General features: G+C 73.7%; 19 protein-coding genes. 9 read left to right on the forward strand and 10 right to left on the reverse strand.

Annotated elements, in window-relative coordinates; translation table 11 throughout:
• Window positions 1-78 precede the first annotated feature (78 nt).
• Window positions 79-681 carry an HdeD family acid-resistance protein gene (locus BU197_RS07320; protein ID WP_188267395.1) on the forward strand — a complete coding sequence of 201 codons (603 nt, stop codon included), beginning with the start codon at window positions 79-81 and terminating at the stop codon, window positions 679-681.
• A 69-nt stretch (window positions 682-750) separates the two neighbouring features.
• Here BU197_RS07320 and BU197_RS07325 read toward each other — a convergent pair whose 3' ends face one another.
• Window positions 751-1,227 (reverse strand): hypothetical protein, encoded by a 477-nt coding sequence (locus BU197_RS07325; protein ID WP_188267396.1) that lies wholly within the window; start codon window positions 1,225-1,227, stop codon window positions 751-753.
• Window positions 1,224-2,657: a WGR domain-containing protein gene (locus BU197_RS07330; RefSeq protein WP_188267397.1), complete on the reverse strand. Its 1,434-nt coding sequence runs from the start codon at window positions 2,655-2,657 to the stop codon at window positions 1,224-1,226. The genes BU197_RS07325 and BU197_RS07330 overlap by 4 nt, the downstream gene beginning before the upstream one ends.
• A 176-nt stretch (window positions 2,658-2,833) precedes the next feature.
• Between BU197_RS07330 and BU197_RS30300 the strand changes: the two genes are divergently transcribed.
• Window positions 2,834-4,519 carry an SPFH domain-containing protein gene (locus tag BU197_RS30300; protein WP_223183880.1) on the forward strand — a complete coding sequence of 562 codons (1,686 nt, stop codon included), beginning with the start codon at window positions 2,834-2,836 and terminating at the stop codon, window positions 4,517-4,519.
• Between the two features lie 8 nt (window positions 4,520-4,527).
• On the forward strand, window positions 4,528-5,475 hold the full coding sequence (locus BU197_RS31265) for a M23 family metallopeptidase (RefSeq protein WP_317452310.1): 948 nt from the start codon (window positions 4,528-4,530) through the stop codon (window positions 5,473-5,475).
• A gap of 137 nt (window positions 5,476-5,612) precedes the next feature.
• On the opposite strand, the gene BU197_RS07345 is transcribed toward BU197_RS31265, so the two are convergent.
• Entirely contained in the window at window positions 5,613-6,824 is a 1,212-nt protein-coding gene (locus BU197_RS07345) for an ROK family transcriptional regulator (RefSeq protein ID WP_188267398.1), read from the reverse strand.
• 282 nt (window positions 6,825-7,106) lie between these two features.
• Window positions 7,107-8,597 carry a xylulokinase gene (gene xylB, locus BU197_RS07350; protein ID WP_188267399.1) on the reverse strand — a complete coding sequence of 497 codons (1,491 nt, stop codon included), beginning with the start codon at window positions 8,595-8,597 and terminating at the stop codon, window positions 7,107-7,109.
• 283 nt (window positions 8,598-8,880) lie between these two features.
• Between xylB and xylA the strand changes: the two genes are divergently transcribed.
• The 4 genes from xylA to BU197_RS07370 all read left to right on the forward strand — a co-directional run bounded on the left by xylA (window position 8,881) and on the right by BU197_RS07370 (window position 13,140).
• Window positions 8,881-10,146 (forward strand): xylose isomerase, encoded by a 1,266-nt coding sequence (xylA, locus tag BU197_RS07355; protein WP_188267400.1) that lies wholly within the window; start codon window positions 8,881-8,883, stop codon window positions 10,144-10,146.
• 167 nt (window positions 10,147-10,313) lie between these two features.
• Window positions 10,314-11,030: a (Fe-S)-binding protein gene (locus BU197_RS07360; RefSeq protein ID WP_188267401.1), complete on the forward strand. Its 717-nt coding sequence runs from the start codon at window positions 10,314-10,316 to the stop codon at window positions 11,028-11,030.
• Window positions 11,027-12,493, forward strand: coding sequence for a lactate utilization protein B (locus BU197_RS07365; protein WP_188267402.1), 1,467 nt, complete (start codon window positions 11,027-11,029; stop codon window positions 12,491-12,493). Before BU197_RS07360 ends, BU197_RS07365 begins: the two co-directional genes overlap by 4 nt.
• Window positions 12,490-13,140 (forward strand): lactate utilization protein C, encoded by a 651-nt coding sequence (locus BU197_RS07370; protein ID WP_188267403.1) that lies wholly within the window; start codon window positions 12,490-12,492, stop codon window positions 13,138-13,140. Before BU197_RS07365 ends, BU197_RS07370 begins: the two co-directional genes overlap by 4 nt.
• A 12-nt stretch (window positions 13,141-13,152) precedes the next feature.
• On the opposite strand, the gene BU197_RS07375 is transcribed toward BU197_RS07370, so the two are convergent.
• The 5 genes from BU197_RS07375 to BU197_RS07395 form a co-directional block, all read right to left on the reverse strand.
• Window positions 13,153-14,388 (reverse strand): glycoside hydrolase N-terminal domain-containing protein, encoded by a 1,236-nt coding sequence (locus BU197_RS07375; protein ID WP_188267404.1) that lies wholly within the window; start codon window positions 14,386-14,388, stop codon window positions 13,153-13,155.
• A 231-nt stretch (window positions 14,389-14,619) separates the two neighbouring features.
• Window positions 14,620-15,873: an MFS transporter gene (locus tag BU197_RS07380; protein WP_188267405.1), complete on the reverse strand. Its 1,254-nt coding sequence runs from the start codon at window positions 15,871-15,873 to the stop codon at window positions 14,620-14,622.
• Between the two features lie 539 nt (window positions 15,874-16,412).
• Window positions 16,413-17,090 carry a hypothetical protein gene (locus BU197_RS07385; protein ID WP_188267406.1) on the reverse strand — a complete coding sequence of 226 codons (678 nt, stop codon included), beginning with the start codon at window positions 17,088-17,090 and terminating at the stop codon, window positions 16,413-16,415.
• The gene (locus BU197_RS07390; protein WP_188267407.1) at window positions 17,090-17,629 is read right to left on the reverse strand and encodes a SigE family RNA polymerase sigma factor; all 540 of its coding nucleotides are present in this window, start codon (window positions 17,627-17,629) and stop codon (window positions 17,090-17,092) included. The genes BU197_RS07385 and BU197_RS07390 overlap by 1 nt, the downstream gene beginning before the upstream one ends.
• A gap of 150 nt (window positions 17,630-17,779) precedes the next feature.
• Entirely contained in the window at window positions 17,780-20,704 is a 2,925-nt protein-coding gene (locus BU197_RS07395) for a glycoside hydrolase family 48 protein (protein WP_188267408.1), read from the reverse strand.
• Between the two features lie 356 nt (window positions 20,705-21,060).
• Between BU197_RS07395 and BU197_RS07400 the strand changes: the two genes are divergently transcribed.
• The gene (locus BU197_RS07400; RefSeq protein WP_188267409.1) at window positions 21,061-22,572 is read left to right on the forward strand and encodes a cellulase family glycosylhydrolase; all 1,512 of its coding nucleotides are present in this window, start codon (window positions 21,061-21,063) and stop codon (window positions 22,570-22,572) included.
• Between the two features lie 17 nt (window positions 22,573-22,589).
• Window positions 22,590-24,323: a glycoside hydrolase family 6 protein gene (locus tag BU197_RS07405; RefSeq protein WP_188267410.1), complete on the forward strand. Its 1,734-nt coding sequence runs from the start codon at window positions 22,590-22,592 to the stop codon at window positions 24,321-24,323.
• 86 nt (window positions 24,324-24,409) lie between these two features.
• Here the strand turns inward: BU197_RS07405 and BU197_RS07410 are convergent, their stop codons facing one another.
• Window positions 24,410-25,471, reverse strand: coding sequence for a LacI family DNA-binding transcriptional regulator (locus tag BU197_RS07410; RefSeq protein WP_188267444.1), 1,062 nt, complete (start codon window positions 25,469-25,471; stop codon window positions 24,410-24,412).
• Window positions 25,472-25,558 lie beyond the last annotated feature (87 nt).

A 25,558-nucleotide genomic window follows, 5' to 3' on the forward strand; every position in this document is an offset into this window, starting at 1 on the left:
ATACCTCCGCCCCATCGATCCATCCGCCCCTTCGGCCTTCCTCCGCTCCGACCGCTTCACGAAAGACGGGAACCTTCCATGACGCAGACTCACGACCTCCCTCCCCGCGAGGACATACCGCCCGGCCCGCTGGGCATGCTCGCGGGCGCCGCCTGGCAGGCACTCCTGGTCGCCGGTCTCGCGTCGCTGGTCCTCGGCGTCCTGGTCCTGGTGTGGCCCGGCGCCTCCCTGCTGGCGGCCGGTGTGCTCTTCGGTCTCTATCTGCTGTTCAGCGGTGTGATGCAGCTGGTCTCCGCCTTCGGTACGCATGTCAGCACGGCGCTGCGGGTCATGGCGTTCATCAGCGGCGCCCTGTCGATCCTCCTCGGCCTGCTCTGCTTCCGGGGCGCGATGCAGTCGATCCTGCTGCTCGCGCTCTGGATCGGGATCGGCTGGCTTTTCCGGGGCATCACCCAGACCGTGGCGGCGGGCTCCGACCCCGCGATGCCCGCACGCGGCTGGCAGGTCTTCCTCGGCATCGTGAACGCGCTCGCCGGTGTCGTGCTCATCGTCTCCCCGCTGAGGTCGGCGGCGGTGCTGACGCTTCTGGGCGGTATCTGGCTGGTGGTCGTGGGCGTGGTCGAGGTCGTCACCGCCTTGCAGGTGCGCTCGCGGGCCAAGCTCCTGCCGCCGGGCGTCTGATCCCGTGTACGGACCCCGCGCACTCGGGTCTCCACCCACCTCCGGCCTCCACCCACTCCGGGCCGCCGCTCAGTCCCCCGCCGGTTCCACCTCCAGGAAGCGGCGGCCCCGGGGCCCCCGGTAGAGCAGGGCCTCCCAGCCCAGCCGTGCCAGGACGGGGACGCAGGCGCCGAGTGCCTCCGTCTCCGTCCGGGCCGCGCCCGAGCCGGGCGGGCCCAGCCACTCCACGAGGACCGTCTCCGGCCGGTCCCCCGCCCTGACCCGGTAGCCGGTGCCGGTCCGCTCCCCCGAGGAGTCCGTCGAGGAGGGCGTGATGCCACCTGACTCCAGGGCGAGGGCCACCGCGCGGACCGGCTGCCGCCGCTCCCACTCGGCGGGCGCCGCCTTCGGGCCGGCGCCCTGAGGCCGGGTCAGGCTTCTGATCCGGAGCAGCCCGTCGAGGGCCGTCCGCACCTCCCGCGACCGCTGTTCGGCGTCGGCGGGGGCCACCGGAGGTCCGTCCCCGGTGGCCGCCTCGAAGCCGCCCCCGCCGGAAGCCGTGGTCACAGCAGCCGCCGGATGTCGCCGCGGACGCGGTAGAAGCCGCCCGCCGCCGCGTGCAGGGAGTCGACCACGTACCGCGCGCCGGGCTGCCGGATCGCGCGGGGGAACTGTACGTTCCACCCGGACTCGTAGCCCTGCGAGAGGACCCGCACCCTGGTCCTGCCGGACTCGCTCACGCACTCGACGACGATCGATCCGGCCGGGGCGTCGCTGACGGCGGCCACGGCGGTGACGGTCGTCGCGGGCTCGTAGACCGGGAGGGCGGCGGCCAGCTTGACGTCCCTGGCGACGGGGACGGTGCCGCCCTTGGCCGCCTCGATCGCCGCCTCGCTCGCGTCGACGCAGACCAGCGAGCCGTCGGTGGTCACCAGATAGAGGCGCTCGTCGCGGTACTGCATGGAGAGCGCCGAACCGCCGCCCGTGCCGAGCTTCCACAGCCGGGTGCCGTCCTCGGCGAAGCAGTAGACGGAGGAGGCCGCGTCGGCGGCGAAGACGAACCGGCCGCCGGGCGAGGTGGCGCAGGAGTAGACCGGGCCGTCGCAGGAGTACACCGCCTCGACGCGGCCGTCCTTCTTCGCGAGCCGCTGGACCTTGCGCCGTGCCGTGCCCGCGTAGACCGAGTCGTCCTCCTGCCAGCCGAAGAGGACCCCGCCGTCGGTGGCGGTGTGCCACAGCTCGCCGCCGCCGTCCGGGACGTGGGCGGCGACGCCCCGGGTGTCCCCGTAGTACACGGCGGCGCCGTCGGCGCGGACCATCCAGGCGTGCTCGCCCTGACCGCCGCGCGCCCACTGGTGCTCGTCCTCGTGGTCGATGACGGTGAGCCGGCCCGAGCGGTCCGCCACGTGGAGGACGCCCTCGTGGATGTCGAGCCAGAAGATGTCGACGTCGGTGGCGATGTCGTACGCGGCGAAGGGCAGCTTGGACGACAGGTCGTAGACCTTGCCGTCGTCACAGCCCGCGTAGATCCAGAAGTCGTCGGCGACCAGGCACTTGACGCCGTCCGGGAGGCTGAAGCGGGCCCGCACCTCACCGGAGCGGTCGAGCGTGTACACGTCTCCCGCCTGGTTGCCCACCCAGCAGTGCTCCTCGTCGACATGGATGCCGAAGGCGGCCGAGCCGGTCCGGAAGCGCCACAGGACGGGAGCCACGGCCTGTGCGGTGGAGGGCGCGGAGGCGACCTCGCGGCGCGTCACCGAGCGGGCGGCCCGCCCGCCCCGCACCGCGGGGGCGTACCCCTTGCGGACCTTCTCCCCTATCTTCTTCGCGGCCGCCGCCTGGGCCTTCGCCGCCGTGGGGAACGTGGAGCACTGGGTCTGTCCGGTCGCGCCGATCCGCCCGTAACGGACCGACACCGTCAGGTCCTGGACGGTCACTTCGTAGAACTTGTGGGCACCGCCGCCGTCCTGCGACAGCTCCAGATAGGTCGTCGTCATGCCCCAAACCGTAGAGGCAGCCACTGACAACGACCTCCGACGCCGTCACAGCCTAGGGACTAAAGGCCCGGACATTCAGGACCTTTGTCGCGGCAATCCGGACATTCATCCCTGTGACGATGGTGCGTGAAGATCATCCGACGTGCCGTCACCTCCCGTACGACCGGAAGGGCCTCATGACCGAGCTACAGAAGCGGCCCGTGCCGGTCCGCGTGCGCAGACACGCGGACGGCATACCCATGGACGACCTCTTCCGCGCGGATCCCGTCGACCCGGGCGCCGAGGACAAGCCGGGCGGCGGCGCCGTACCGGCCGTCATGACGTCGACCGGCATGACGTCGACCGGTCCGGCGACGACCGGCCAGATATCGAACGGCCCGCACCCCACCGGCCCGAGCCCCATGGGCCCGAACTCCGCCGGTCCCGCGGCGACCGGCCACGCCCCGAGCGGCCACCCCCTGACCGGCGGCCACCCCCCGACCGGCCAGACACCGGCCTCCCACGCACCGGCAAGCCAGATTCCGGCAGGTCACATTCCGGCAGGTCAGGCCCCGTCCGGCGGCCAGATGACATCCGGTCAGACACATCCTGGCCAGGCGCACCCCGGCCACGCCCCCACCGGTCCGATGGCCTCCGGCCCGATGTCGACCGGCCCGGCCCCCCTCGGCCAGACGACCACCGGCCAGAGTCCGTCCGGCCAGATCCCGGTCGGTCAGATCCCGGTCGGCCAGGGGCCCGCAGGCCGTACAGCCGCAGGTCAGATCCCCGTCGGCCGTATCCCGGTCCCCCCGGCGTCCGCCACGGCCGCCTCCACCCCGGTGTCCGCCCAGGTCTCCATGCCCGCCACCCTGGCCAAGCCGCCCGCCGGGCTCGGCGCCACCGGTTCCGGAGGCACCTCCCCCGACGCCACCGCGACGCAGCGGGCCGCCCGGCAGACCGCCGCGTCGGCCGTGTCCGCCGCCCCGCTCCCCCGGCGGCCCCCGCCCGGCGACCCCGACCTCGTCGAGCGCCCCGGCACCGCCCTCCCCGGCTGGATCGCCGTCCTCACCGGGCTCACCGCTCTCACCGGCGCCGGCATCACCCTGTGGCGGGCCCGGCCGCTGCGTCACATCGAGCTGCTGCCCTGGCAGTGGGCCGCCCTCGCCGCCTGCGCGGTCGTCGCCGTCGTCTCCTTCGGCGGTCTCACCCGGGGCCGTACCGGCTCCGCCTGGGTGCTCTCGCTCTTCGGCCGCTACCGGGGCAGCGTGCGCCGCACCGGTCTCGTCTGGATCAGCCCCTTCGTCCTGCGCCGCCGCACCGACGTCCGGCTGCGGCACTGGCGCAGCGAGCCGATCTCCGTCGTCGACGCGGAGGGTTCGTCGCTGCGCGTGGTCATCCTGGTCGTCTGGACCGTGCGGGACACCGCTCGCGCGCTGTTCGCCGTCGACGACCACCTCGGCTATCTGCGCGAGCAGGTGGAGGCGGCGACCGCCCGGGTCCTCTCGCAGCTGCCCGCCGACGCCTTCCGGGGCGACGCGCCGACCCTGCGGGACGCCGAGGCGGTCGGCGACGCGCTGACGCGGATGCTGGCGGCCGAGTGCCGTCCGGTCGGCATCGCCGTCTTCTCCGCGCAGCCGACCCGGATCGAGTACGCCCCCGAGGTCGCCGCCGCCATGCGCCGCAGGCAGATCGCCGCGCTGGACGCCAAGCACCGGGACTCGGTGCTCACCGGAGTGATCGACGCCGTGGACGACACCGTGACGCGGCTGACCACCCGGGGCCTCGTCGAACTCGACGACTTCGAACGCCAAGCCCTGGTCAAGGACCTGACCGTGGCCTTCTACACCCGGAGTGGCAGCCCCACCGACCCGAATCAGGAGTGAAAAGGATCGTGGAAACCCCCGCATTCACCGACGAGACACCCCAGAACTGCGCCTGCTCGGGCTGCGTCACCGCGCGGCGCGCGGCGGCGGCGGGAGGGCGTACGGCGCCCTCCCTGTGCGTGCGGCGCGCGGTCGTCGCGACCGTGGGCGCGGTCGCCCTCGCGGGCGCGGGCGCCGGTACCGCCTCCGCCGAGCCCGCTCCGGCGCACGCCGGCTGGGACGGCTCGAAGTACTGGTTCCTGAACTCCGCCGGAGAGTGGCGCTGGACCAGCCACGCGAGCGTGTACGAGCGGCGATCCGGCTCCGCCGCCGCGACCCCCGTCACCCCCTCGGGCGGTTCGTCCGGCGAGCCGACCTTCCGGGGACGGCAGGGCTGGGACTCCCAGGACCGCGTCTACTGGTACCAGTCCCGCGGGAACTGGTTCTGGACCAGTCACGCCTGGAAGTACGAGCAGCGGACGGGCCTTTCGAGCGGCTCCGGTTCCTCGCAGGGGGGCTCCGCACAGTCCTCCCAGTCGAGCGGATCGGCGTCCTCCGGTTCGTCCTCCTCGCGCGGCTGGAGCTCGCCGGTCTCCTCGCGCGCCTACACCGGTTACTACGGCCAGTCCGGCTCCTGGTCGAAGGGCTACCACACGGGGACGGACTTCGCGGTGCCGACGGGGACGACGGTCCGTTCGATCGGACCCGGCCGGGTGGTGAGCGCCGGGTACGGCCGCTCGTACGGCTACGAGGTGATCGTCCGTCACTCGGACGGCCGCTACTCCCAGTACGCCCATCTGTCCCGTATCGACGTCTCGGCCGGTCAGAGCGTGTCCGGCGGGCAGCGGATCGCGCTCTCCGGCGCGACCGGCCGGGTGACCGGTCCCCATCTGCACTTCGAGGTGCGCACCTCGCCGTACTTCGGTTCGGACATCGACCCGCTGACCTATCTGCGGGGACGCGGCGTCGCGATGTGACGCACGGTCCGCCCGGGAATGGGGCGGTCCGCGCCGAGGCTCTGCCCGGCGCGGGCCGCCCCTTTCCCGTCAGCCGGTCGAGGCCGTGGCGTACGCCGCTCCGTCAGCCGGTCAGGGTCGTGGCGTACGCCGCTCCGTCAGGCGACCGGGTTCGTGGCGTACGCCAGGGGGTCGGCCAGGACGTCGTGGAGGACGAGTCCGGCCGCGCCCCGGGAGGCGTCGGCGGCGGTGGAGGCCGGGCGCACCCGGCCCGCTTCGGGGGTCCAGAGGCCGGAGACGGCGCGGGTGGACAGCTCCGCCGAGAGGGCCGGTACGAGCCAGGTCATCAGCCGCGGGTAGATACCGCCGAGGACGACCGCCTCGGGGTCGAGGAGGTTGACCGCGCCCGCCAGGGCCCGCCCCAGCATCCGGCCCGCCTCGGCGAGCGCGGCCAGCGCCCTGGCTTCCCCGGCCCGTGCCCGGTCCGTCAGGTCCTGGACGCCGCTCGCGCCCGCCGCCGCGAGGAGCGCGGTCTGCCCCGCGTACTGCTCAAGGCAGCCGTGCGCGCCGCACCGGCAGCGGGGGCCCGCGGCGTCGACGGTCAGGTGTCCGATCTCGCCCGCGAAGCCGTGGGCGCCGCGCAGGAGTTCGCCGTGGACGACGATCGCGCCACCGACGCCGGTCTCCCCTGTGAGGTGCAGGAAGGTGCGCGGGCCGCCCGGCGGGCCGGACCACAGCTCGGCGAGGGCGGCCATGTGGGCCTCGTTGTCGGAGGTGAGGGGGAGGCCCCTGACGGCGGGGCGCAGGGCGGTGAGGGCCTCGCCGAAGAGCCGCTCGGCCTCGACGCCGTGCCAGCCGAGGTTGGGTGCCTGGCGTACGGTGCCGCCGGAGACGAGGCCGGGGAGGGCGAGTCCGGCGCCCGCCGGGACGAGGCGCCGTTCGGCAGCCGCGTCGAGGGCTTCGGCGGCGACCCGGGCGGCGCGGGCCAGTACCTCGGGGACGCCCGTGGCGTGGTGGTCGAGGCGTTCGGTACGGCGGACCCGGTCGGTGCCGGTCAGGTCGACGACGCAGGCGGTGACGTAGTCGACGCTGATCTCGACGCCGAGTCCGGCGGGCCCGGTGTCGGCGGGCTTGAGGACGGTGCCCGGCCGTCCGGCCTGTCCGCTGAAGGTCTTGCCGGACTCGACGAGCAGGCCGAGGGCCAGGAGTTGCTCGACGAGGGAGGAGACGGCGGGCCGGGTGAGGCCGACGCGGGCGGCGACGGCGGCCCGGGTGCTCTCCCCCGCGTCGTGGACGGTCCGCAGGACGAGGCTCAGGTTGTGCCGGCGCACTCCCGACTTGTCGGCCTTGGGTTCCGTGGGCTGATTCATGGTGAGCGAGAGCCTAGTCGCCCCATTCGCTCACCTGGAAAGCGGTGGGGACGGGTCCGGAGGCAGGCGGGAGCGGGGCTTCTCGACGCCTCGGTTCCGCCCCTCCCGGCGGCCGGGGTACGTCTCCGACGGACCGCTGCGAGAGTCCGGCGGACCGGTGCGGAAGTCCCGCCGCCGGGGGTGAGGATCCGGCCGCCTGGGGTGAGGATCCGGCCGATCGGGGTACGCGCCCCGCCAAGTCCCGCCGCCCCCATCCTCCTGCCACTCCCCCTGCGCGTCTCCTTACGGCCCCGCCAGCAGCGTCGGGGCGGTGGTGGCGAGGACGTGTTCCACGCGCTCCCAGGTCGCCTCGTCGCGGGGGACCGGGGGCAGGGTCGGGCCGGAGCCGGTGCCCCAGGAACGTGCCGTCGCCACCGGGTCGGCGCCCGCCGCCGCGCCCGCCGCGAGGGCCGCCGCGCCGAGGGCGACGAGTTCCCCGGCGGCCGGGACCACCAGGGGACGGCCGGAGAGGCGGCGGACGGTCTCGGTCCAGGCGCGGCCCTGCGCTCCGCCGCCGATCAGCCGCAGCGGCCGGTCCCGTACGGCGGAGTCCGAGGGGTCGAGCCCGCAGGCGGCGAGAAGCCCGTCGAGGGCGCGCAGCACGGTGAAGGCGGCGCCCTCGTAGGCGGCGCCGAGGACGGTCCGGGGGTCGGTGGTGTGCCGGAGCCCGGTGACGAGCCCGGCGGCGTGGGGCAGGTCGGGGGTGCGTTCGCCGTCGAGGTAGGGCAGGACGACGACTCCGCCGTCGGCGCCCGGCAGGGTGTCCTCCCGGTCCAGACCGAGGAGGGTGGCGAACCGGTCGACGGCCTGGGTGCAGTTGAGGGTGCAGCCGAGCGGGAGGCGGGTGCCGTCGGTGGCGGCGAATCCGTTGAGCGCGGGGTCGGCCGGGTGGGCGAGGGTGGCGGCGAAGACGGTGCCGGAGGTGCCGAGGCTGACGACCGGGTGGTCGAGGAGTCCGGCGCCGCCGAGTCCGAGGCCGACGGCGGCGGCCATGTTGTCGCCGGTTCCGGCGGCGACGGTGACGGTACGGGGCAGTCCGAGGGCCTCGGCGGCGGCCGGGGCGAGGGTGCCGACGCGGGTGGCGCCGCCAGGGGCGACGGTGGGCAGCAGGGCCGGGTCGAGGCCGACGAGGTCCAGGACCTCGGGGTCGTAGCGGCCGTCGGCGGGCCGGTACCAGCAGGTTCCCGAGGCGTCTCCCGGGTCGGTCACGGCGTGGCCGGTGAGGCGTTCGGTGAGGAAGTCGTGCGGGAGGCGCACCGCCGTGGCCGCCTCTGCGTGGTGGGGTTCGTGCTCGCGCAGCCACTGCCACTTGGCGGCGGTCACGGCGGCGGCGGGGACCGACCCGGTGCGTCGGGCCCAGGCGGCGGGGCCGCCGAGCCGGGCGGCGAGCGCGGCGCCCTGTGGGGCGGAGCGGGTGTCGTTCCAGAGTAGCGCGGGGCGCAGTGGGCGTCCGTCGGCGCCGAGGACGACGAGTCCGTGCTGCTGTCCGGCGACCGCGAGGCCGGTGACGGAGGCGGCCGGGACGCCCGAGGCGCGGACGGCGGAGCGGACGGCCGTGACCAGGGCGGTCCACCACTGTTCGGGGTCGCTCTCGCGGGCGCCGGAGGTGCCGGCGACGGTGTGCGGGGCGCGGCCGAGGGCGAGGAGTTCGCCGGTGTCGGCGTCGACGGCGGCGGCCTTGGTGGACTGGGTGGAGCTGTCCACGCCGATCACGACGGAGCGGCTCGCGGGCATGTCCTCACCTCTTTCTCGTGTCGGGGGGGCGGAGGGATGGAGCCGGGGTGGGGCCGGGCTGGGACTGGGGTGGGGCTGGGGCTGGGCTGGGGCTGGGGCTCGCCGTACGGGACTTGACTGCGGCACAGAGCCCAGAAGCCCAGAGCCCGGGGTTCGGAGTTCGGGGTGCGGGGTGCGGAGTTCGGGGCGCTCGGGGTCTGGCGGGGCGGGCGTCGGTGGCGTATGAGTGGTCCGGGATTAGTTATCCCAAAAAACAAATCAGTGCGCCAGAGAGGAACCCATCGTGTCCGACCGCTTATCCCCTGCCCCCGACGACCGCCTCGCCCCGACCCCCGACGACCACCGCACCTCCGCGCCCGTCCCCGTCCCCGTCCCCGTCCCCGGCGACCCCTACTCCCCCGCCCCCGGCGACCGTTTCACCTTCGGTCTGTGGACCGTCGGCTGGCAGGGGCGTGACCCCTTCGGTGATGCCACCCGGCCCGCGCTCGACCCGGTCGAGACGGTCGAGCGGCTCGCCGCGCTCGGCGCGTACGGCGTGACCTTCCACGACGACGACCTGTTCCCCTTCGGCGCGTCGGACGGGGAGCGCGCCAGGGCCGTCGGGCGGTTCCGCGCCGCCCTGGACCGCACGGGGCTCGCGGTGCCGATGGTCACCACCAACCTCTTCACCCATCCCGTCTTCAAGGACGGCGCCTTCACCGCCAACGACCGGGACGTGCGCCGCTTTGCCCTGCGCAAGACCCTGCGCAACATCGACCTCGCCGTCGATCTCGGCGCCCGGGTCTATGTGGCCTGGGGTGGCAGGGAGGGTGCCGAGTCCGGTGCGGCGAAGGACGTACGGGCCGCCCTCGACCGGCTGCGGGAGGCCTTCGACCTGCTCGGACAGTACGTCACCGAGCAGGGCTACGAGCTGCGCTTCGCGATCGAGCCCAAGCCGAACGAGCCGCGCGGCGACCTGCTGCTGCCGACCGTCGGGCACGCCCTCGCCTTCATCGAGCGGCTGGAGCGCCCCGGGCTCTTCGGGGTGAACCCCGAGACGGGCCACGAGCAGATGGCCGGGCTCAACTTCCCGCACGGCGTGGCGCAGGCGCTGTGGGCGGGCAAGCTCTTCCACATCGACCTGAACGGCCAGTCGGGCGCCAAGTACGACCAGGACCTCCGCTTCGGGGCGGGTGATCTGCGGCAGGCGTTCTGGCTGGTGGACCTGTTGGAGACGGCCGGGTACGCGGGTCCGCGCCACTTCGACTTCAAGCCGGTGCGGACCGATGGGGCCGACGGCGTCTGGGAGTCCGCGCGGAACTGCATGCGTACGTATCTGATCCTCAGGGAGCGGGCGGCTGCCTTCCGTGCCGACCCGGAGGTGCGCCGGGCGCTGGCCGGCTCCCGGCTGCCGGAGCTGGCCGTGCCGACCGCCGCCGACGGTCTCGCCGGGCTGCTCGCCGACCCTTCGGCGTACGAGGACTTCGATCCGGACGCGGCGGCGGAGCGGTCCATGGCGTTCGAGCGTCTCGATCAGCTGGCCCTTGAGCATCTGCTCGGCGTGCGCTGAACCGTTCCTTCGAGGCGCCGGGACCGGCCGGAAGGGGACCGCACCGGCCCGGCGTCCCCGGTGCGGCCCGGGGGCCTGGCACACTGGCGCACCGCGCGAGGAACGCGCCGGCCGCGCCGCCCGGGGTGCGGCCGACCGCCGGCCCGAACCGTCCCCGAGGAACCGTGATGCGTGTCGCCCTCTTCGTCACCTGCGTCAACGACGCCGTCTTCCCCGCGACGGGGGTGGCCACCGTCCGGCTCCTCGAACGCCTCGGCGTCGAGGTCGACTTCCCCGCCGCGCAGACCTGCTGCGGACAGCCGCAGTTCAACACCGGCTACCGGGCGGAGACCGCGCCCCTGGTACGGCGCACGGTCGGTGCCTTCGAGGGGTACGCGTACGTGGTGACCCCGTCCGGCTCCTGCGCGGCGATGGTCCGCCACCACTACCCCTCGTTCGGCCCGGAGGCGGCGGCCCTCACCCCGCGCGTCCTGGAGCTGACGGAGTTCCTGGTGGACGTGCTGGGCGTGACGGACGTCGGCGCGTACTTCCCGCACCGGGTGACGTACCACCCGTCCTGTCACGGGCTCCGGCTCCTCGGGCTCGGCGACCGGCCCCGGCGGCTGCTGGCGGCCGTGAAGGGTCTGGAGCTGGTGGAGCTGCCGGGGGCGGAGGAGTGCTGCGGCTTCGGCGGCACGTTCGCGGTGAAGAACCCCGACGTGTCGGCGGCGATGGGCGCCGACAAGATCACCCACGCGCTCTCCACCGGCGCCGAGGTGCTCTGCGGCGCGGACAACTCCTGTCTGCTGCACCTGGGCGGCATGCTGGACCGGCAGAAGACGCCGCTGCGCGCCCTGCATCTGGCGGACATCCTGGCGAGCACGGAAGAGGAGCCCTGGCGATGACCGAGAAGAAGAAGCCCGGAGCGCGGCGGGGCCCGGCGGGCGGTCCGGCCTTCGTCGGCATGCCCGCCTTCCCGGAGGCCGCGCGGACGGCGGTCGGCAACCCGACGCTGCGCGCGAACCTGCGCCACGCGACCCACACGATCCGCGACAAACGGGCGCGGGCGGTCGCCGAACTCGACGACTGGGCGGAGCTGCGCGAGGCCGGGAAGGCCGTCAAGGACCGGACGCTCCGTCATCTCGACGAGTACCTGATCCGCTTGGAGGAGGCGGTGACGGCGGCGGGCGGCACCGTGCACTGGGCCGGGGACGCCGCCGAGGCCAACCGGATCGTCACCGACCTGGTACGGGCCACCGGAGAGACCGAGGTCGTCAAGGTCAAGTCGATGGCCACCCAGGAGATCGGGCTCAACGAGCATCTGGAGGCCGAGGGGATCACCGCGTACGAGACGGATCTGGCGGAGCTGATCGTGCAGCTCGGCGACGACCGTCCGTCGCACATCCTGGTCCCCGCGATCCACCGCAACCGGGCCGAGATCCGTGACATCTTCCGCACGAGGATGGCGAGTTGGGGCCGTCCGGCGCCCGAGGGCCTCGGGGACAGTCCGGCGGAACTCGCGGAGGCGGCCCGGCTGCATCTGCGGGAGAAGTTCCTGCGGGCCAGGGTGGGGATCTCCGGCGCCAACTTCATGGTGGCCGAGACCGGCACGCTCGTCGTCGTCGAGTCCGAGGGCAACGGGCGCATGTGCCTGACCCTGCCGGAGACGCTGATCTCCGTCGTCGGCATCGAGAAGGTGGTCCCGACCTGGCGTGACCTGGAGGTCTTCCTCCAGACCCTGCCCCGATCGTCGACGGCCGAACGGATGAACCCGTACACGAGCACCTGGACCGGCACGACCGACGCCGACGGGCCCTCCCGCTTCCATCTGGTGCTGCTCGACAACGGGCGCACCGACGCCCTCGCCGACGAGGTGGGACGGCAGGCGCTGCGCTGCATCCGCTGCTCGGCCTGTCTCAACGTCTGCCCGGTGTACGAACGGGCGGGCGGCCACGCCTACGGCTCGGTCTACCCCGGGCCCATCGGCGCGATCCTCACCCCGCAACTCCGGGGCACCGCGAGCGAGATCGACGCCTCCCTGCCGTACGCCTCCTCGCTGTGCGGCGCCTGTTACGAGGTCTGTCCGGTCGCCATCGACATCCCCGAGGTCCTGGTGCACCTGCGGACCCGGGTCGCCGAGACGGGCGGGAAGGGGCACCGGCTCGAACGGGCCGCGATCCGCGCCTCCTCCTGGATGCTCGACCATCCGACCGCCCTCGCCACGGGCGAACGGCTCGCCTCCGCGACCCGCTCCCTGCACCCCAAGCGGCTGCCCGGTCCGGGGGCCCGCCAGTGGTCCGCGTACCGGAATCTGCCCGAGCTGCCCGCCGAACCGTTCCGCGACTGGTGGAAGAAGAACCGCACATGACCGCATCCCCCGGCGACTCCCGCGCCCGCGTCCTCGCCCGGATCAGGGCCGCCGTCGCCGACGCGCCCGAAGCCCCGGACGTCCCCCGCGCCTACCGGGTCCGCCACGGCACCGAGGACGCCGGGGCACTGCTCGACCTCCTCCACGAGAACCTGGCCGACTACCGCGCCCACGTCCACCGCACCACACCCGACGAGCTGCCCGCGCTCATCGCCCTGCTCCTCGCCGAGCGCGGCGCCCGCGCGGTCGTCGTGCCCCCGGGACTGCCCCCGCGATGGCTCGCCGCCACCGACGCCGAACGGCTCGCCGACGACCCCCGGCTCACCCCGTACGCCCTGGACGGCGCCGACGCCGTGGTCACGGGCTGCGCCCTGGCCATCGCCGAGACCGGCACGATCATCCTCGACGGCGGCCCCGGGCAGGGCCGCCGCGCGCTCACCCTCGTCCCCGATCTGCACCTCTGCGTGGTCCGGGCGCCCGAGCAGGTGGTCGCCTCCGTCCCCGAGGCGCTCCCCCGGCTCGCCCCGGAGCGCCCCCTCACCTGGATCTCGGGCCCGTCCGCGACCAGCGACATCGAACTGGACCGGGTGGAGGGCGTCCACGGCCCCCGGACCCTGGACGTCATCCTGGTGACGGACGGGGAGTGAGACCCGGCGGGTTCAGGAGCGGACCGTGTGGTCCTCCCCGGCGCGCAGCACCAGCCGTGTGCGGCCCCCGGGGGTCCTCAGCTCGACCTCCGCGTCCCTGCCGGGCCGGATCACCGCGTGGTACGCGCCCGGCGCCCAGGCCAGATCGACCCGTGCGCCGAACCGGGTCCGCACCCCGGTGATCCGGCCGTACGGGCAGGGCGGTGCGGGCAGCAGGACAAGCCGGTCGGGTGCCGAGAGGACGAGGGAGCCGACGGGCGGGGCGGCCGGGACGGGGTCCCGCTCGCCGCTCCACAGCCCGCAGGGCCCGGCGGTACGGCCACCGCCGGAGAGCCGCTGGTGGCGGCTCGCGGCGAAGAGGCGTTCCTGGAGGGCGGGGCTCCCGGGATGGCGGAGCAGCGCCGTGCCGGAAAGGGCGCGCTCGGCCGGATCGGCGCCGAGGTCGAGGGCGAGACGGCGGTACGCGGCGCCGTACGGGGCGGTGTGACGGTCGAGCAGCCGGGCGTACAGAGCGCCGGGACCGCCGGACGCACCGGGATCACCGGGCGCGCCGGGACCGCCGGGGCCGCGCGGGTCCGCCGCCGTGCGGGCCCGGGACGGACCGGTGAGCAGGGCGCGCAGGGCCCGTACCTCCTTCTCCGTGTCGACGGCGTCCCCGTGACGGCGGACCCGGGTGAGGAGCAGCAGCGCGCCCGCGCCCTCGATACGGACGCCGGTGGCGGTGAGGGTGGTGCGGCCCGTGTCGGCGAGGAGGAGCGTGACACCGGTCGAGACGGGAGGGCCGCCGTCCGGGTGGGTGGCCCGCAGGGTGAGGACGGTCTCCCGGCGGGCGGTGGCGATGCCCCGGGCCGAGCCGAGTCCGGCGGGCGCGCCGGGCAGCCGGTGGTCGAGGCCGACCTCCACGGCGGGGCCCGGCGCGGTGACGTACTGCACGAGCACGTCGTCGGTGCGGGAGACGAAGACCCGGCCGCGCCGCTCCCCGCACTCCCCGGTGACGACTCCGGTGGCGAAGTCCAGGGACCTGCGGACGGGCCGGGCGGGGCCGCCGGACGGGGCCTGGACGCGGGTGCGCAGTCCGGGGAAGGGCCGGTCCTGCGGGTGTTCCCCCTGATGGAGGGAGTGGTGGGTGAGGATCACCCGGTCGTCCTCGGGATCGCCGAAGACGAGGGCGCGGTGCCGGCCGTTGCCCACCGGATAGGCGTCCTGCCAGCGGGCGGCGGGGGCGGGTTCCCAGGTGCCGTGGATCACGGGTGCTCCTCCGGCGGGCTCACGGGGGCGGGGACGACGAGGACCATGGGACGGGTTCCTCCTTCTGCGCCTCGGTACGAGCGGACACGTCTCTGTCGCCGCCGAAGGCACGAAGGTTGCCGCCGCCCGGGAGAACGGCCGAAATCCCCTCGGTGAAGAGGGGTGTACGGGGGAGCGCGGGCCACCGTGATGGCTGACACCGCGCTCCCGGTAGGGCCCGTACGCCGGGGCTCAGACCGACGTCGTCCGGATGGCGCCCAGGGCGACCGGCAGCGCGAGCAGGACGAGGGCGGCGGCGGACCAGAACGGGCCCAGGGCTCCGGCCGGGGTCCCGAGAGTGGCCGCCGCGAGCAGCGGACCTGCCGTGGCGCCCACGTTCAGGGCGGCGGTGGCGTAGGCCCCGGCCAGGGTGGGGGCGCCTTCCGCCGCGTACAGCGCACGGGCGATCAGGGTGGCGCCGAGCGCGAACGACAGCGTCCCCTGAGCCAGGACGAGAACCGGCAGGACGTGCGGCCGCTCCGCGCCCAGGGCCAGCGCACACCAACCGGCGAGGAGCGGCGGACCGCCGAAGGCCAGGACCCGCCCGGGGTACGCGTCGGCGAACCGCCCGGCGAGGGTGACACCCGCGAAGGAACCGGCGCCGAACAGGACCAGGACGACCGGAACCCACGGCTCGGCGAGTCCGGCGGGGCCGGTGACCACGGGGGCGAGAAAGGTGAAGGCGCCGAAGGTCGCCGCGTTCACGAGCGCGCCGGACAGCAGGACGAGCAGCAGCCGGGGGCTCCTGAGCAGCGCGAACTCGTCCCGGAGCGCGGGCCGGACGTCCGCGCGCCCGGCCCCGGTGTCCATGGCAGCGCCCCCGCTCCGGATGTCCGTGGCCGCTACCCCGGCCCCGGCTCCCCCGGGCGCGCCCCCGGCTGCGGCGGGAGCGCCCCGTGTGGTCCCGGCGGGCACGCCCCGTAGGACGCCGAGCGTCGCGGGAAGGCAGAGCAGGGCGACGGCCCAGAAGGCGGCGCGCCAGCCGAGGGAGGCGCCGAGGAGCGCGCCGCCGGGGACGCCGACGACCGTGGCCACGGTCGTCCCGGAGAGGAGGACGGCGAGTGCGCGGCCCTTGCGCTCCGGCGGTACGAGGGAGGCGGCCGTGGTCAGGGCGACGGCGAGGAAACCCGCGTGGGCGACGGCGGCGACGAACCGGGTGACGAGCAGGACGCCGAAGCCGCCGGTGAGGGCGCCCGTGACATGGGCGGCGAGGAAGACCAGGACGAAGCAGAGGAGTGCGCTCCGCCCCGGGCGGTTCCGGGCGAGCACGGCGGACGGCAGTGCTCCCACCACCATGCCGACGGCGAAGGCCGAGGTGAGCGAGCCTGCCGCGCCGACACTCACCCCCAGATCGCGGGCGAGGTCGGGCAGCAGCCCGGCGAGCATGAACTCCGAGGTGCCCATGGCGAAGACCGCCAGGGCGAGCAGATACAGGGGAAGGGGCATCGAGAACGGCTCCGGGGTGGGGCGGGACACGGGAACGAGGTCTCGTCACCACCGTCCGCGCCCCCACTGCCCGCACCGGGGCACACCGCTCGGCCCGTCCGACCTCGGCGGGGCACCGGGGCGGCGGGGCGGGTTACCGGGTCAGGGGTGCAGGGGGCCGACGGCGTGACCGGCGGCCCCCACCCTGGATGCTTCGGGGCTCGACATGCCGGGCATGCTACGCCGCCACCGCGCGGGCGTCGCCCTGTTTTCCGCACGGGCCAAACGCCGTACGCACCGCACGAACCCTTCGCCGTACGCACCCACGGGCGAAGCCCCCGTACACACCGCACGGGCACAGTCCCGTACCCGCCGCACGAGCCGAGCCCCGTACCCGCCGCGCGGACGAGCAACCCCACAACACGCGGGCACACCGCCGCACCGCCGCACGCACGGAGCGACCCCGCACCGCACGCACGGAGCAAGCCCACGCCGCACAAGCCGGCCCCCGCGCACCGCACAGGCGCGGCCCCCTACGCGAAGTGCCGGCAGTCCCGGGCTCATCGCGCGGGCGGCGTCCCGAACGTACCGCGCAGGGTCGACCGGCTCCCGTCGCCGCCGGTCAGGACGGCGGTGTACGTGTCGGCCGAGGCCCCCCGGGTTCCTTCGGCGTGGTTGTACTGGGCCGCGAAGGCATGGCGGCCAGGGGCGACCGTCCGGCCGGGTTTCAGGGTCCAGCGGTAGACCAGGTGTCCGTTCTCCTCGGTCGCCGTCGTGGTGAAGTCCCCGCCGGGGAGGTCGTGCCAGTGGCCCGTGCCGACGACGCCGGGGGTGCGGGCGATCCGCACTTCGACGGTGAGCGCGGTGACGGGGGTGGTCGTGGTCAGGGTCAGTTTGCTCTGGGACCACCAGCGGTTGCCGCTCACGTCGACGGCGGCACGCGTCTGCGAGCCGGGGTCCGGGGCGGGCGCGGAAGGGGGCGTGCGCGTGGGCGGGGCGGCCACGGGGCCTGGTCCCGGGGCCCGTCCGGTCTCCCGGGTGGTCGCGAGGGCGCCGAGGGCGACGAGTCCGGCGACGGTGGCGGTCGCGACGGCGACCGTCCAGCGGCGCCGGGTCGGGCGGCGGGCGGAGCGGGGGGCCGCGAGGCCCCGTTCCACCCGGGCGAGGACGCGGGCGCGGTCGGGCCGGTGGGCGAGGGCGGCCTCGCGCAGTTCCCGGCGGAGCCGTGTCTCGTCCATCAGTGCCTCCCCGTGGCGAGTTCGGTGGCGGCGCGGGGGCCGAGCAGCCGCTGGAGTTCCGCCATGCCCTTGGCCGTCTGGCTCTTGACCGTGCCGACGGAGACGCCGAGCGCGAGCGCGGTATCGCGTTCGGAGAGGTCGAAGGCGTGCCGGAGCACGACGCAGGCGCGTTTGCGGAAAGGCAGGGAGCGCAGGGCCGTACGGACGTCGACGACGGCGGGGACGTCCGGGCCTTCGGTGTGTTCGGGGCGCCGGTCCCAGAAGGCGGCGATCCTGCGCCGCTCCCTGACGGCTCCCCGGACGCGGGTGCGGGCGAGGTTGGCGACGACGCCCCGGGCGTAGGCGGCGGGGTGGTCGGCGGCGCGGAGCCGGTCCCAGCGGTGCCAGAGGGCGAGCATGGCGTCGGCGGCCAGATCGTCGGCGGCGTCGGTCTCGCCGGTCAGCAGATGGGCGAGCCGGGCGAGTTCGGCGTAGTGGCGCTCGAAGAAGTCCCGGAACTCGGCCTCCGCGTCGCCCCTCTCAGCGTCCGTCACGGCCACCGGCACCCTCTGCGGTACGACGACTCGGATCCCGCCCTCGATCGGACTCCGACATCGGTTCGGCCCCGACCCTAGGGCATGCGAGGACCGGGCGGCCTCGCGGGGCCGCCCGGTCCTGTCGTACGAGCCGCCGCCTGGCGCGGCCGGGTGCTATCCGAGCAGCTCCGCGTAGGAGCCCATGGCCAGGGCGATGTCCGCCTGGGCCCAGAAGCGGTGGTAGGTGAAGACGGGTGCGGCGCCGCCCGCCAGATAGGCCTCGACCTTCGGCCAGGCCGGGTCGTCCTGGTAGAAGGAGCGGATCGAGGCGAAGGTGGAGGAGGCGTTCACCGGGTCGCCGTTGGGCATGGTGCCGGTCCAGCCGCCCGGTACGTAGACGGGGTCGTCGAAGCGGTTGTAGTCGGCGCGGGTCTCGGGGACGGCGATGCCCAGCGGGTCCTGGTGGTGGTCCCACATGCCGTCGAGGAGGGCCTTGGCGACCCGCTTGGCCTCGGCGTGGCCGGATTTGGCCGCGTAGTAGGCGAGGGTCTTGGCGTAGGCGGCGGCGACGCCGACGTCGTCGGTGTAGTCGGCGACGGTGACGTGCAGTCCGGCGTTGGCGCCGGGGCTCGCCGCGTTCCAGGTGTCGGGGGCGCCGGTCCACTGGAGGGTGGAGGGGATGCGGTAGGTGCCGTCGGGGTTGACGGTGGTCTTGGAGAGGGCCCAGGAGACCCATTTGTCGAGGACGGTCTTGGCCTTGGTGTCGCCGGTCTGCTGGTAGTACTCGGCGACGCGCTCCATCGACCAGGCCTGGAAGCCGAACCACTGGTTGGACGGCGGGTCGTGGTAGACGGGCTTCTCGTCGTAGAAGAGGCCGTGGAAGGTGGGGGTCCCGGCGGGCGGGGTGGCGTAGCGGCCCTGCCAGCTGTTGGTGGCGCCGCCCGCGATGGCGCCCTCGTCGGACTGGAGCCAGCGGTAGAACTCCAGTTGGCGTCCGAGGCTGGTGGCCCAGTCGGCGGCGCCGGTGGCGGAGGCGGGCTTGAGCGGGGCGTAGGTGCTGAGGGCGTAGGCCGCGAGCGGGTTCTGGTAGCCGCCGTGGGCGTGGCTCGATCCGATGCGCCAGGACCAGCCCGCGGAGGTGTCGGTGGCACCGCCCCAGGCGTAGTACCAGGACATCAGGTAGTGGGCGCTGTCCTTGCCGGTGCCCGCCGGGCAGGCGGTGGGTCCGACGCAGTTCCCGGCCTTCTTGAAGTACTTGTCGAAGAGGGAGTAGCGAAGGTAGTCGCCCATCTTCGCGGCCTTGCCGACGGTGGCGGAGATCTGGGCGCCCTTGCCCTGCTGCTTGGCCCAGAGGTCGGCCCAGTAGGCGGCCTGGACGGCGCGGGCGTCGGCGTCGGGGGCGTTGGTGTACTTCCACTGCTTGGCGTAGGAGGCGTCCCCCGTGAAGAGGTCGAGGTAGCCGTTGCGCCCGCCGTAGGAGAAGTTGTCGCAGGTGGGGTGGGCGACGGTCTCCCAGACGGATTCCTGGGGGCCGCGCTGGAAGGTGTTGATGTACGAGGGGCCGGTGGCGGTGGGTCCGGCGGAGCACTTGCCGGGTCCGTTGCCGTAGCCGTAGACGTTGTCGACGTCCTGGAGCCAGTGCATGCCGTAGACGTCGTCGGTGCCGTAGGCGCTCTTCAGTTCGCCGGAGAGGGGGTCGGAGCCGGAGGTCACCCCGGAGTCGAGCGTCGCCGGGTACTGGGAGGGCAGGTCCCACTCGGGGGCGTAGGTGGCCGGTTTGGCGGGGTTGTACGAGGAGCCGGTGGGCTGGTCGGCGTGGGTGGGGATCATGTACTTCTCCATGGTCGCCCAGGCGCCGTTGAACTTGGTCCAGTCGCCGGTGATCCTGCCGTACATGGCCTGGAGCCAGAGGAGGTAGCTGTACGCCTCCGAGGTCGTCTCGTGGCCGTGGTCGGGGGCTTCGACGATCAGGGTCTCCACGGAGTGGTACGGGATGCCCTCGGGCGAGAAGTAGCCGTTGGCGGGGTTGGTGATCTTCCCGTGCAGATCGAGGAAGCGGCTCTCGTACGTGGAGTTCGCGGCCAGCTGGACGGCGGTGACCTCGGCCTTGGCGTGGCCGGGGGCGGTCGCGGTGAAGACGGCGGAGCCGGTGCCGGTCGGGGCGGCGGCGACGGTCACCTTCTGCGCGGCGTTCCAGTTCGCCGGGGTGAAGGTGAGGGTGGCCGGGGTCGCGGTGAGATGGGTGTTGCCGGAGGTACGGGCGACGCCCACGGTGACGTTGGCGGCGGGGGCGGTGGAGAGCCTGAGGTCGAAGGTGCCGGTGCTGCCCTGGCGCACCCCGAGCTGGGCGGGGGTCGCGACGAGGGCGGGGCCCGCGGCGACGGTGATGCCGACGGGCGGGGACTCGGCGGAGGCGCCGAGGCTGTCGTACGCCTTGGCGTAGAGGGAGTGGGACCCGGCGGCGAGTCCGGGGGCGGTGAGGTCGAAGGGCGCGGTGGTGTCGGTGCCGAGGAGGGTGGTGCCGCTGTAGAACTCGACCTTGCCGACGGTGGCGCCGTCCGCCGCGGCGGCGGTGGCGGCCAGCGGCACGGAGTCGCCCTCGGTGTAGACGGCTCCGGGGGCGGGGCTGGTGAGGACGGCGACCGGGGCCTTGTGGGCGCCCGTGCAGGGGGTGCCGTTGATCGCGAAGGAGCCGGGGGTGGCGTTGGTGCCCGTGTAGGAGAACTGGGCTCCGGTGGTGGCGGCGGCTCCGGGGGCGATCGTGCCGTTCCAGGCGGTGTTGGTGACGGTGACGTTCCTGCCCGACTGGCTCCAGACGCCGTTCCAGCCGTTGGAGAGCTTCTGGTCCCCCGCGTAGGCGTAGGTGAGGGTCCAGCCGTCGAGCGCGGTGGAGGCCCGGTTGGTGAGGGTGAGTTCGGCGGTGAAGCCCGAACCCCAGTCGTTCGTCTTGTAGTCGACGCCGCACTGCACGGCGGCGGCATGGGCCGTGGTGCCGGTGACGGCCATGAGGCCCAGCGGGAGGGAGAGCACGGCGGCCAGCGCGGTCAGCCGTCGGTGTGGCCGTGACCGGGGACGCACTCCGGGTCGGGAACGTGACATGCGGTTGGTTCTCCTCGCGGCTCGGGGGATCGGGGGAGCGAAGAGGGAGCAGGGCGGAGCGGGGGCGGAGGGAGCGGGGCGGAGGGAGCGGGAGTGGGGGCGGGAGCGGGGGCGGGGGGGGAGCGACGTGCGGAACGTGTCCGGAATCAAGCTCTGAACCAGTGGGAGCGCTCCCACTGTGCAGTTGGCGCGCAACGGCGTCAAGAGACGTGAAGAGTCGAAGGCAATCGACGGGGAATTTACCCAACACCTCTTTTGCTTGGCGTCGGTTGACGCTACGGTCTGCCCGACCAGTGGGAGCGAATCCGTCCGGTCGGCACACCGTCAGGGTGTGCCCTCGCTGTGAGGACTCGCTCATGCGCCATCCCCCACGCCTGTCCGCGCTGCTCTCCGGAGCGGCGCTCACGCTGGCGAGCACCGCTCTCGCCCTCATGGGTACGGCCTCCGGAGCCTCGGCCGCACCCGCCTGCACCGTCGAGTACAAGGTCGTCGGCCAGTGGTCCGGCGGCTACCAGGGCGCCGTCACCGTCACCAACGGCGGCCCCGCGCTGAACGGTTGGAGCCTCGGCTTCGGCCTTCCCTCGGGCCAGGTCGTCAGCCAGGGCTGGGGCGGCACGTGGTCCCAGTCCGGAACGAACGTCACGGTCGTCAACGAGAGCTGGAACGCGGCGCTCGGCACGGGCGCGACGCTCTCGACGGGCTTCATCGCCTCCTGGTCGGGCGCCAACACGGCACCCGCCGCCTTCACCCTCAACGGCACCCCCTGCGCCACCGGCACCGCCCCGACACCCACGCCCACCGCCCCCACGACCCCGCCCACCACTCCCCCGACGACCCCGCCCGTCCCGGTCTCCGGCGCGCCCGAACTGAGCGTCTCCGGGAACCGGCTCACCGACCAGAACGGCGCCACCCGCCGGCTCCTCGGCGTCAACCGCTCCGGCGGCGAGTTCATGTGCGTCCAGGGCTACGGGATCTGGGACGGTCCCGTCGACGACGCCTCCGTCCAGGCCATCGCCGACTGGAAGGCCAACACGGTCCGCATCCCCCTCAACGAGGAGTGCTGGCTGGGCCTGGACAACATCAAGCCCGAGTACCGGGGCGCGAACTACATCGCCTCGGTCAGGAGCCTGGTGGACAAGGTCCTCGCACACGGCATGACCCCGGTGGTCGAACTGCACTGGACCCAGGGCCAGTACACCGGCAACTCCTCGGGCTGCGCCGACATCCACGCCACCTGCCAGAAGCCGATGCCCGACGCCCTCCACACCCCCGCGTTCTGGACTTCGGTCGCCGACACCTTCAAGAACGACCGGCGGGTCGTCTTCGACCTGTTCAACGAGCCCTACCCGGACCGGGCGACCTCCACCGCGGCACAGGCCTGGGCCTGCTGGCGCGACGGCGGCGACTGCCCCGGCATCGGTTACGAGGTCGCCGGCATGCAGGACCTGGTGGACGCCGTCCGCGCCACGGGAGCGAGGAACCTGCTCCTCGTGCCGGGCCTCGCGTACTCCAACGACCTGAGCCAGTGGCTCACGTACCGCCCCACCGACCCGGCGGGCAACACGGCCGCCGCCTGGCACGTCTACAACTTCAACTCCTGCTCCGACGAGACGTGCTGGAGCAACACCCTCGCCCCCGTCGCCGCCCAGGTCCCCCTCGTCGCGGGCGAGATCGGCGAGAACACCTGCGGACACGCCTTCGTCGACCGCGTCATGAAGTGGTTCGACGACCGCGGCCTGTCGTACCTGGGCTGGACCTGGAACACCTGGAACTGCTCCTCGGGTCCCGCACTGATCAGCGCATACGACGGCACCCCCACCGCATTCGGCATCGGGCTGCGCGACCATCTGCGCGCCCTCACCCCCTGAGAGGAACCCCTACTCGCATGAGCCGCACCAGTCGCACCGCCCTTCTGGCCGCCCTCGGCCTCGTCACGGCCACCGGAGCCACCGCCACCGTCCTCGGCGCCGCCACCGCCGGGGCCGCCACCCCGGGCTGCCGGGTCGACTACCAGATCACCAACCAGTGGAGCAACGGCTTCGGCACCAACGTCACCGTCACCAACACCGGCGACCCCGTCTCCACGTGGACCCTCGAATGGTCCTACGGCGGAAACCAGCAGGTCACCCAGGGCTGGAACGCCACCATCACCCAGTCGGGCGCCGCCGTCACCGCGAAGAACGTCTCCTACAACGGGGCCCTGGCCACCGGAGGCTCCACCTCCTTCGGCTTCAACGGCACGTACAGCGGCACCAACGCCGTGCCCACCGGCTTCAAGCTCAACGGGGTCGTCTGCAACGGCTCCACCGAGCCGACGACCCCGCCCACCACTCCCCCGACGACCCCGCCGACCACCCCGCCGGCCGGCAGCAAGGCCGACAACCCCTACGCCGGGGCGAAGGTGTACGTGAACCCCGAGTGGTCGGCGAAGGCGGCGGCCGAGCCCGGCGGCAGCCGCATATCGGGCCAGCCCACCGGCGTCTGGCTCGACCGGATCGCCGCCGTCAACGGCTCCGCGACCTCCATGGGCCTGCGCGCCCACCTCGACGAGGCCCTGAAGCAGAAGGGCTCCGGCGAACTCGTCGTCCAGCTGGTCGTCTACAACCTGCCCGGCCGCGACTGCGCCGCCCTCGCCTCCAACGGCGAACTGGGCCCGACCGAGATCGGCCGCTACAAGACCGAGTACATCGACCCGATCGCCGCGATCCTCGCCGACGCCAAGTACGCGGGCCTGCGGATCGTCACCACGGTCGAGATCGACTCGCTGCCCAACCTCATCACCAACGTCACGGGGCGCCCGACCGCCACACCCAACTGCGACGTCATGAAGGCCAACGGCAACTACATCACGGGCGTCGGCTACGCGCTCAAGAAGCTCGGCGCGATCGCCAACGTCTACAACTACGTGGACGCGGGCCACCACGGCTGGCTCGGCTGGGACGACAACTTCGGCCCCTCCGCCGAACTGTTCAAGCAGGCCGCCACGGCCGAGGGCTCCACCCTCGCCAACGTCCACGGCTTCATCGTCAACACCGCCAACTACAGCGCCCTGAAGGAAGACCACTTCCGCGTCGACGACAGCGTCAACGGCGTCTCCGTACGCCAGTCGAAGTGGGTCGACTGGAACCGGTACACCGACGAGCTGTCCTACGCCCAGGCCATGCGGACCAAGCTCGTCTCGCTCGGCTTCGACAGCAACCTCGGCATGCTGATCGACACCTCCCGCAACGGCTGGGGCGGCACCGCGCGGCCCACCGCCGCGGGCCCGACGACCAGCGTCGACACCTATGTCGACGGCGGCCGTTACGACCGGCGGATCAACCCCGGCAACTGGTGCAACCAGGCGGGGGCCGGGCTCGGCGAACGGCCGCAGGCGGCGCCCGCCGCGGGCATCGACGCCTACGTCTGGATGAAGCCCCCGGGCGAGTCCGACGGCTCCTCCAAGGAGATCCCGAACAACGAGGGCAAGGGCTTCGACCGGATGTGCGACCCGACGTACACGGGCAACCCCCGCAACGGGAACAGCATGTCGGGCGCGCTGCCGAACGCCCCGATCTCGGGCCAGTGGTTCTCGGCCCAGTTCCAGGAGCTGATGAAGAACGCCCACCCGGCGCTGTAAGCCCTTCGGGACCCGTGGCCGGCCGGACCTCCGCGTCCCGGCCGGTCACCGGTGCGCCCCGAGAGGCCCACGCACCCGCGCACCGCTCAGCAGGACTCCCGCACGACCAGCTCCGTCGGCAGGACGTGCCGACGGGGCTCCGGCGGTCCCTCGGTGATCTCCTGGAGCAGCATCCGGGCCATCGTGCGGCCCATCTCCTCGATGGGCTGACGCACACTGGTCAGCGGCGGATCCATCAGCCGCGCCACCGGCGAATCGTCCACCCCCACCAGAGCCACGTCCTCCGGCACCCGCCGCCCCGCCTCCCGCAGCACCCCGCGCGCCCCCGCCGCCATCACGTCCGAAGCCGCGAACACCGCATCCAAGTCCGGCCGCCGCTCCAGCAGTTGACGCATCGCACGACGACCTCCCTCCTCGGTGAAGTCACCCACCGCGACCAACGCCTCGTCGGGTGCGATGCCCGCCTCGGCGAGACCCGCCCGGTAGCCGCCGAGCCGGGCGCGGGCCACGTACATGTCGGAAGGCCCGGTGACCGTGGCGATACGGCACCGGCCCCGCGCCACCAGATGGGCCACGGCCGCCCGCCCGGCGCCGATGTTGTCGGAGTCCACATAGGCCACCGGCTCGGCCTCCGAGCGGCGCCCGTTCATGACGACCGGCAGGCCGAGACGGCTGATCCGGTCGGGCAGCGGATCGTCCCCGTGGACGGAGGCGAGCAGCACCCCGTCGACGCGCTGGGCGGCGAGATACTGCTCGAAGCGCTGCCGCTCCTGCTCGCTGCGGACCAGGGTGAGGAGCAACTGCATGTCGGCTTCCGCGAGTTCGGCGCCGACTCCCCGGATGAGGTCGAGGAAGTACGGCTCCGCGAACAGACGCGCCTCGGCTTCGGGGATGACGAGCGCCACGGCGTCGGTGCGGCTTCCGGCCAGCGCGCGGGCCGCCTGGTTGGGTACGTAGCCCAGTTCGGCGACGGCGCGGGCGACGGCGGCTCTGGTCCGCTCGCTCACCCGGGGAGAGCCGTTGACGACCCGGGAGACCGTCCCCCGGCCGACTCCCGCCCTGGCGGCCACCTCTTCGAGAGTGGGCCTGCCGCTCCGCCGTACGCCCACGACTTCCGAACTCCCCTCAGAGGACGACGCGCCGCCCATCCGATGCCCGCCCGGAAGGGAATACGGCAATGGGAGCGCTCCCACAATAGTCGAACCATCCCTCTCCGCGCCACGGCGACCCCTTCG

It is taken from the genome of Streptomyces sp. CBMA291 (assembly GCF_014596525.1).
Taxonomy (GTDB): domain Bacteria; phylum Actinomycetota; class Actinomycetes; order Streptomycetales; family Streptomycetaceae; genus Streptomyces.